7 protein-coding genes are annotated in these 8312 nt (G+C 70.7%); 2 read left to right on the top strand and 5 right to left on the bottom strand.

Annotated features, from left to right (window positions below; all coding sequences use genetic code 11):
• From ABZ260_RS40650 to ABZ260_RS40630, 5 genes are all read right to left on the bottom strand, one after another.
• On the bottom strand, nucleotides 1-874 hold an 874-nt coding region (locus ABZ260_RS40650), incomplete at its 3' end, for an AfsR/SARP family transcriptional regulator (protein ID WP_355628304.1).
• An 85-nt stretch (nucleotides 875-959) separates the two neighbouring features.
• Nucleotides 960-2882, bottom strand: a complete 1923-nt coding sequence (locus ABZ260_RS40645) for a sensor histidine kinase (protein ID WP_355628302.1) — start codon at nucleotides 2880-2882, stop codon at nucleotides 960-962.
• A gap of 215 nt (nucleotides 2883-3097) precedes the next feature.
• The gene (locus ABZ260_RS40640) at nucleotides 3098-4045 is read right to left on the bottom strand and encodes a terpene synthase family protein (protein WP_355628299.1); all 948 of its coding nucleotides are present in this window, start codon (nucleotides 4043-4045) and stop codon (nucleotides 3098-3100) included.
• Between the two features lie 161 nt (nucleotides 4046-4206).
• A complete protein-coding gene (locus ABZ260_RS40635) occupies nucleotides 4207-4752 on the bottom strand; it encodes an EF-hand domain-containing protein (protein ID WP_355628296.1) in 546 nt (181 codons plus the stop codon).
• 35 nt (nucleotides 4753-4787) lie between these two features.
• On the bottom strand, nucleotides 4788-5633 hold the full coding sequence (locus tag ABZ260_RS40630; protein ID WP_355628293.1) for a terpene synthase family protein: 846 nt from the start codon (nucleotides 5631-5633) through the stop codon (nucleotides 4788-4790).
• A gap of 183 nt (nucleotides 5634-5816) precedes the next feature.
• Here ABZ260_RS40630 and ABZ260_RS40625 point away from each other — a divergent pair, with 183 nt between their 5' ends.
• Nucleotides 5817-7178, top strand: a complete 1362-nt coding sequence (locus ABZ260_RS40625; RefSeq protein ID WP_355628290.1) for a glutamine synthetase family protein — start codon at nucleotides 5817-5819, stop codon at nucleotides 7176-7178.
• A gap of 283 nt (nucleotides 7179-7461) precedes the next feature.
• On the top strand, nucleotides 7462-8187 hold the full coding sequence (locus ABZ260_RS40620) for a hypothetical protein (RefSeq protein ID WP_355552185.1): 726 nt from the start codon (nucleotides 7462-7464) through the stop codon (nucleotides 8185-8187).
• Nucleotides 8188-8312 lie beyond the last annotated feature (125 nt).

Here is an 8312-nt window from a genome sequence, read left to right as displayed (position 1 = left end):
GTTCGCCGTGGTGGTCGGCCTGCTGGTCTGGATCAACCTCTCGGCCCGGGTCATCATGTACACCGCCGCCTGGACCGCGACGGCCTCCCTCGTCCGCGGCGCGCGCGGCGACCGGCTTCGCGGGCGGGTCGAGGTGAACGGCCTGGGCCAGCATGTCGGACTCCAGGCGCTGCAGGGCGGCGCCGAGGTCGAGGCCGAGTTCGTCGCGGAGCATCCCCCTGGCCCGTCGGAGCGCTCCCAGCGCGTCCCCCTGCCTGCCGTTGCGGTACAGGGCCAGCGCGAGCAGCCGCCAGGCCTCCTCCCGCAGCGGGTGCGCCGAGGCGTGCGCCTCCAGGTCGGCGACCAGGGCACCGGAGTGACCGAGGAGGAGTCCCGCGTCGGCGCGGCGTTCGACCGCGATCAGCCGCAGCTCCTCCAACCGGCCCGCCTCGGTCACCGCCCACGGCAGGTCGGAGAACTCGGCCAGGGCCGGACCCCGCCAGAGCGCGAGGGCGGTCTCCAGGCGCCCCCACACCTCGGCGGGTTCGCCACCGGCCTTGACCGCGCTCTCGAACATCCAGGAGTCCACCTGGTCTGCTGAGGTGCGCAGCGCGTAGCCCGGCGGGGCGGAGACCAGTACCTCGGCCTCCTCCCGCGGCGCGCGGCCGGGTTCCAGGGCGCGCCGCAGCCGCGACACGTATCCCTGGATGGTCGACAGGGCCTGGGTCGGAGGCTCACCCGGCCACAGCTCGTCGATCAGCATGGTCACCGGGACGGCGCGGCCACCGGCTACGAGGAGCCGGGCCAGCACCGCCATCTGGCGCTGGCCGCCGAGATCGAGCAGCGTGCCGTCGTGGCGCGCCTGGAACGGTCCGAGAGCACGAAATGTCAGCATTGCAGGCGTAAGGTTAGAGCTACCTGGGCCAACGTCATAGGGCAATACTCACCATCGTTCGCAGGCTGTAAGAAATCATCGGTAGTCACATCTCCACATTCAAGTTCACCGGAAGAACAGCTTCGACCGTGGTGCCCCCTTCGGGCGGTGCCGTGATCATGCATGTCCCGCCGAGTTCGGCGGCCCGCTCGCGCATCGAGGCCAGCCCGATCCCCGCGCGACGCTCCGCGGGGATGCCGATCCCGTCGTCGTGCACCCGGATGCTCAAGGAGTCCTCGCCGCGTTCCAGCGACAGCCGCACCGTCGTGGCACCGGCGTGCTTGCGGGCATTGGTCAGCGCCTCCTGCGCGATCCGGTACGCGGCCACCTCGGTGGCGGCGGGCAGCCCCGCCAGCTCGCCCCTGACCTCCACGGTGACGCCGGGGCCCGCCATCTCCGCCAGCGCGCCGGCCAGGCCCAGCTCGTCGAGGGTGGGCGGTCGCAGGCCGTACACCAGGTGCCTGATGTCGCTGGTGACGCTGTCCATGCCGGATCGCAGCTCGCTGAGCATCCGCTCGGCCGTCTCGGGGGAGACGCGCAGGGAGTGCCTGGCCGCGTTGATGGACATCGCCATCCCGCTGAGCGACTGGCCGAGGCCGTCGTGCAGGTCACGGCGGAGGCGGCGGCGTTCCTCCTCGCGGGTGGTGACGATCCGCTCCCGGGAACGCCGCAGCGCGCCGACCAGCCGGACCGCGTGGGCCGCGTCCGCCACGTACGGCGTGAGCACGGCGATGACCCGCTCGTTGTGCGTGGCCGGTAGGCGCCTGGCCCCCGGCGGGCCGATGAGCAGGCGGCCGACGGGCTCGCCGTGCCACACGAGCCGGATGTCGCGCGCCACCTCCTCCAGTGTCCCCGCCGTCGCCTCCTCGGGCCAGCCGCCGGAGAAGCGCACGCCCGTACCGGTGACGGCCAGACCGTCGCGTAGCACCTCCAGGGCGGCGGTCAGCCCGCCCGCCGGATCGGTGTGCTGCAGCCTGCGCCCGAGTTCGGCGGCCAGTGTCACCGGGTCGCCCTTGCTGCCGTAGAGCAGGCGGTCGGCGCCGCGCTGGAGCACCCGCCGTATCGGGTGGAAGAACGCCCCCGCGCAGAGCGCGGCGATCAGGCCGCCGATCCGGTCCACGTCCGACAGGAACAGGCTGGAGGCGGTGCCCACCGCCACGTACACCCCGCCGATCACGCCGACCAGGCCCGCGCCGACCAGAGTCCTGGTGATCAGCGTGTCGATCCCGTAGAGGCGGTACCGCAGTACCGAGAAGGTGATCGCGAGCGGGACCAGCGGGATCGTGAACGACGCCAGCCACCACACCGGGTTGCCGAGTACCCAGGGGACGACGACCGTGGCGATCGCGACCAGCGGCCACAGGATCTGCCTGCGCTCTTCGGCGTCCGCCCGCCGAAACCGCATGGCCAGCGAGGTGAAGGCCAGGAGGATCACCGCGTTGGTGAGCATGTCCAGGGAGAACCTGAGGGGGTAGGTGTCCCCTCTCCCCGGCAAGGACATGAGGTCCGTGACGAGTACGTCGAGCGCCAGGACGGCGACCGAGGCCCAGATCAGTGGCCGCCAGCGCGGGGAGGGCAGCCTTCCGTCCGGGTAGAGCAGCGGCAGCAGCACGACCAGGAACAGGATGGTCAGTCTCCAGTTCAACCCCGCGAGGGTCCAGGTGGCCTCGGACGGAACCGTCCACTCCCGTGCCGTGCCCAGGCGGGCGAGGTTCATGGTGAGGCTGTTCAGCGCGGAGAACAGTCCGCCCAGGCAGAGTAGCCAGCCGATGACCAGCCGGGGCCGCTGGAACACCAGCAGCGCTCCGAGGATGGGGAACGCGGTGCCGGCCACGTCCTCCGGTGCGAACGGCAGCGGCGTGTAGGAGGGCTGTGGGAGCAGCGCCGTGGCCCAGACGTTGACGCACACCATCGCGACGGACGCGCTGGTGATCAGCACCGCCGCGACCCGCCCCCGGACAGGCGTCACCCTTTGGATCAACAGGTTCAGCCCGTGCATGGTGGTTCAGGCCCTTCATCTGGTACTTGGAAGGACCTTAACCGGCTTGAAGCGCAATCCAATCAATAAGCAATCAAAGCAGGGCGTATCTCGTACGGAGCCCCGGAGCCGGTCCGATCGCCGGCGGGGCTTGGGGCAGGACACGCTCCCACCCGGGCGGGCTCGCCCGGGTGGGAGCGGGCCGGTCACGGCACGTCGTACCGGCTGGACTCCAGGAGCCATTCCAACTGTGCTCTCGGCGCCGCGAGGAACGCGCACGCGACCTTGCTGACCTCCCTGGCCTGGCCGATCGACAGCTCGAACCGGTCGAACAGCGCCGGCAGCCGGCGCGCGGAGATCCGCAGGTCCTCGGCGCGGGCGGCGATCCGGTCGTTCACCCAGGTGACGGCGGCGCCGTCGGAGAGCCCGAACGCGGTCGCGGCGACCGTCACGTAGTTGTGCACGTCGCCGTTGGCCCGCTCCTTGTGGTGCGAGGCGACGTCGTTGCACCACGCGGTGACGTCGTTGCAGGCGTCCACCAGCGTCCGCCAGGTCGTGCTCTCGCGCAGTCCCGCGGGCACCTCCACCCCCAGGCAGGGCTCCACCAGGTCGAACAGGTAGGGGCCCGCGGTGCCCCGCCGCAGCCGCGGATACTCCGCGGGGGAGGGCACCCGGCCCGCGCACCGGTTCTCGGCCTCGGTGCGGCATGCCTCGCCCTGCGCAGCCAGCCCCGCCAGGAACCGGTGCCGCCACCGGGTGCTCATCCGCCCCGCAGTGATCTTCCAGAGGTCGGCGAAGGCGATCTCGACGGGCGAGGAGGCGTGGACGGGAGCGCGCGCGACGAGGTCGAGCCTGGCGAAGGTGGCCTCCACGATCTCGGCCGCGCGCCCGGCGGGCTTCTCGTCCCACTCGTCGTCGAAGTGGAACAGCCAGGTCAGCCATTTGGCGAACAGCAGCGCCGCCTCCACGCCGAACCCGGAGAAGGCCCGGCCCGCCATCCGCTCGAACCCGGCGCGCGGGGGAGCCTCCAGCCCGGCCCCGCGGGCCCAGCCGGCGAGCTCGGTGCCGATCAGGTCGACCGAGGGATGCATCCGGCACGGTGCCGACATCGCCGGTACGAGCTCGGCGAGGGGGAGCAGCGAAGCCGCGGCCACCCCGGAGGGGGGTGGCGGCTTCGGGCATCCCACGGTCCCGGGGGGCGGGGCGGCGAAGGGACGTGTGACGGGTGAGGGGGACGGGTGCAGGGAGTGTGACAAGGGTTGTGAGTGGGGTCGGGGAAAGGTCAGGGGATCGCCGAACGTTGGGGTGAGAGCCACTACAGCGGACCGAACAGCCAGTTGCCGGCCACGTCCGGATCGGTACCCGTGTAGAACTGCCGGGTCGCCTCGACCAGTTCGCCCACGGACACCGCGCCGTCGCCGTCGCCGTCGAGCCGCTCGAAGGCGGCCGTCACGTCCGCACGGGAGGTGCCGAACGCGGCCATCATGACCCAGAACTCGTCCGGCCCGACGGCACCGTCGCCGTCGGTGTCGCACAGCCAGGCCGCCGCCTCGGCCGCGGGTCCGAAGACCGCGTCGAACCGGTCGCCCTCGACGAACGCGGAGGTCATGCCGGCGCGGAACTCCTCCGGGGAGATCGCCCGGTCGCCGTCGGTGTCGATCTCCGCGGCCAGTGTCCGCCAGATCCCCTCGAAGCCCTGGGCGAGCCTGCTGCCGGCCGGGGAGGTCGGCGACTCACCGAAGCCGACGAGGATCCGGGCTCCGAGGCCGAGAAGGTCCTCGCGCTCGATCGATCCGCTGCCGTCGACGTCCATGTGCTCGAAGGCACGGTCAAGCTTGCGATTGAGGAGCCTGGTGCTCATCGTTTACTCCGTCGTCACTTGATGAACTCGAACTGTTACCCTAAGTGACGATAGCGGGGCGTTTCCAGGAGCCACTCCAGATAAGCCCTCGGGATGGTCAAGAAAGCACATGCCACCCGCGTCACCTCCTGGGAGGCGGCGAAGCCGAGATCGTGCCGCTCGGTGAGCGCCGGGATCGCGCGGGCCGCCGTCCACAGCTCCTCCATCCGGGTGGCCACGCGGTCGATCACCCGCTCCTCCGCCATCCGGTTGGAGCGTTCCAGGAAGGCGCCTCTCGCGCCGCCGTGTTCGGCCGCCGCCTCCGCGCACCAGGTGGTCACGTCGCCGCTCGCCTCGACGAGCGCCCGCCAGCGCGGGCTCCGCCGTACCGGGGCGGGCACCTCCACCCCGTAGCAGGGCTCCACCAGGTCCAGCAGCCGGCGGCCGAAGGCGTTCGCGTGCTCGCCGGCCGGATGCGCGCCGGTGGCCAGTCCGGCGGTGAAGCGCTCGCGCCACGCGTCACTCATCCGGGGGGCGCACGCTCCCCAGAGACCGGCGAAGGCCCGCGTAAGCGGTGCCGTGCCCGGCTCGCCGCCCGCGGCCACGGCGAGGACCGGGGTGAGCGCCGCGGGCTCCTCGCGCAGGCGCGTCTCCCAGGTCAGCCAGCGGGCGAGCAGCGTGACCGCGCGGGTTTCGCAGCGGGCGAACGCCCGCCCGGCCAGCCAGGAGGCGGCGGGGTCGGGGGTCAGCCCGGCCGCGTGGGCCCAGTCGGACGCGGCGGCCTCGACCAGGTGTATCGACGGGTGGACGGGGCAGGGCATCGTCAATGCCGCGAGGCGTTCGGTGAGCCTGACCGGTGACGAGACCGCGTACGGTGGTTCGTGAACTTCAGTGCGCATCATCGTTTCCCCCCGGATCGAACTTCCAGCGGCTCCGGTCGCACACTGTAAGAGGAGACGGGGTCCGTCGAGCGGAGGCGCGACGCGCATCTCACTGTTCTTCCTCGTAACGTGTGCGAAACACTTAGCGGGCAAACTGATAGACCACCAGGCGTGTCGCAGCACGTCAGCAATGAAGGAGAAGCCTTGGACCGCCAGCAGGAGTTCGTTCTCCGCACCCTTGAGGAGCGCGACATCCGGTTCATCCGGCTGTGGTTCACCGATGTGCTCGGGTTCCTGAAGTCGGTGGCCATCGCCCCGGCCGAACTTGAGGGAGCCTTCGCCGAGGGCATCGGCTTCGACGGTTCGGCGATCGAGGGCTTCGCCCGGGTCTACGAGTCGGACATGCTCGCCAAGCCCGACCCGTCGACCTTCCAGATCCTTCCGTGGCGCAGCGAGACGCCGGGGGCGGCCCGGATGTTCTGCGACATCCTCATGCCGGACGGCTCGCCTTCGCACGCGGACCCGCGCTGGGTGCTCAAGCGCATCCTGTCGAAGGCCTCCGACATGGGCTTCAGTTTCTACACCCACCCGGAGATCGAGTTCTTCCTGCTGAAGAACCGGCCGGAGGGCAGTGAGCGGCCCGAGCCGATCGACGGCGGCGGCTACTTCGACCACACCCCGCACAGCTCCGGCCACGACTTCCGGCGTAACGCGATCATGATGCTGGAGTCGATGGGCATCTCCGTCGAGTACAGCCACCACGAGGGTGGTCCGGGCCAGCAGGAGATCGACCTGCGCTACGCCGACGCGCTCACCACCGCCGACAACATCATGACCTTCCGCCTGGTCATGAAGGAGGTCGCGCTGGAGCAGGGCATCTGGGCGAGTTTCATGCCCAAGCCCTTCACCGAGCATCCCGGCTCCGGCATGCACACCCACATGTCGCTCTTCGAGGGCGACCGTAACGCCTTCTACGAGCCGGGCGCCGACTACCAGCTCTCCAAGATCGGCCGCTCCTTCATAGGCGGCCTGCTGGCGCACGCCGCCGAGATCACCGCGGTCTGCAACCAGTGGGTCAACTCCTACAAGCGGCTCTGGGGCGGCGCCGAGGCGATCGCCGGAGCCGGCGGCGAGGCCCCGAGCTACATCTCCTGGGGCCACAACAACCGCTCGGCCCTGGTCCGGGTGCCGATGTACAAGCCGCACAAGGGTGGCTCGACCCGCATCGAGTTCCGCTCGCTCGACTCCGCCTGCAACCCCTACCTGGCCTTCGCCGTGATCCTGGCGGCCGGTCTGAAGGGAATCGAGGAGGGGTACGAGATGCCCCCCGGAGCCGAGGACGATGTCTGGGCGCTGACCTCGGTCGAGCGCAGGGCGCTGGGCATCCAGCCGCTGCCCCAGTCGCTGGACGAGGCCATCGCGGTCATGGAACGCAGCGAGCTCGTCGCCGAGACCCTCGGCGAGCACGTCTTCGACTACTTCCTGCGCAACAAGCGCGCCGAGTGGAACGAATACCGCCGCCAGGTCACCGAGTTCGAACTCGGCCGCTACCTGCCGGTTCTCTAGCCGCTTCCGCGTTGCCGGCACGGCGGGCGTCGTGGGCTCCCGTCGTGCCTGGAACGACCGCGCGGACCGTGCCGCACGGTCGTTGCCGGCGGCGTGCCGACACGCCGCGGAGGCGGGTAATCCGACGCCGCCCGCCGAACGTCATACCGGTGTTACCCGCTGCTAATCGAGGCGTCATCGACCCCGAGTTGGCTGTATGTACAAGCAGTCCGGTAAAATCGGCTAGTCCGAATACCGTTATTTTTGAGGATTAATCGCCATAAAAGGCGACAGGAGGTGCGGCATGACGACGGCTGCCGAGCTGCAGACCGTGCTGACCGTTCCGGCGCGTTTCCGCGGCCCCGAGGGCTCCGCGAACGGCGGATGGATCGCGGGTACGGTCTCCGAGGCGTTGCACGGCGCCCGGCACGACTCGGCTGTCGAGGTCACGCTGCACGCGCCCACGCCACTGGATACCGAGCTGTCCCTGCGCCATCTCGCCAACACCACGACCCTCACCGACGGTGAGAGGCTCCTCGTCGAGGCCATCACGGTCACCGAGGAGTTCGACGTGCCGGCCTTCGTGCCCTTCAACGAGGCGGCGCGGGCCGAGGGCGGCTTCGCCGGCCTCGTCGAACACGCCTTCCCCGGCTGCTTCGCGTGCGGTCTGCGCGATCCCGGCGACGGCCTGCGGATCTTCCCCGGCCCGGTGTCCGGCACCGGCCTGATCGCCGCCGGCTGGCGGGTCCCGATGACCGTCACCGACGAGGACGGCGCCGTCCCCGACGCGATCGTCTGGGCCGCCCTCGACTGCCCCACCGGCTGGGCGCACTTCCAGCCGGGCGAGTTCGCCCTGCTCGGCCGGCTGACCGCACGGCTGCACCGCCGGATCTATCCCGGCGGCACCTACTCCGTCGTCGCCCGCGCCAGCGGCCGGGAGGGCCGCAAGCTCTTCGGGGAGAGCGCCATCTACGAGGTCGACGGCACCCTGGTCGCCGCCGCCAAGGCCGTTTGGATCGCTCCCGCCTAGGTCCTGCCCCCTGGGGCCTTTGCCCGTGGCCTGCCCGACTGGAAGGCGCAGCTCTTCCACACCGACCCCAAGGGACTTCTCGGGGACATGCAGAATCGCCAGACGGTCTCCGACTTCTGGCGGGT

Source organism: Streptosporangium sp. NPDC006013 (genome assembly GCF_040614275.1).
Taxonomy (GTDB): domain Bacteria; phylum Actinomycetota; class Actinomycetes; order Streptosporangiales; family Streptosporangiaceae; genus Streptosporangium.
Note: the sequence above shows the minus strand (reverse complement) of the source record. Positions and strands in the feature narration are given on the sequence as shown.

Coding starts and splice junctions, on each gene's coding strand:
- ABZ260_RS40635 (WP_355628296.1), bottom strand. CDS start 4,752: ATGAGCACCAGGCTCCTCAATCGCAAGCTTGACCGTGCCTTCGAGCAC.
- ABZ260_RS40630 (WP_355628293.1), bottom strand. CDS start 5,633: ATGATGCGCACTGAAGTTCACGAACCACCGTACGCGGTCTCGTCACCG.
- ABZ260_RS40620 (WP_355552185.1), top strand. CDS start 7,462: ATGACGACGGCTGCCGAGCTGCAGACCGTGCTGACCGTTCCGGCGCGT.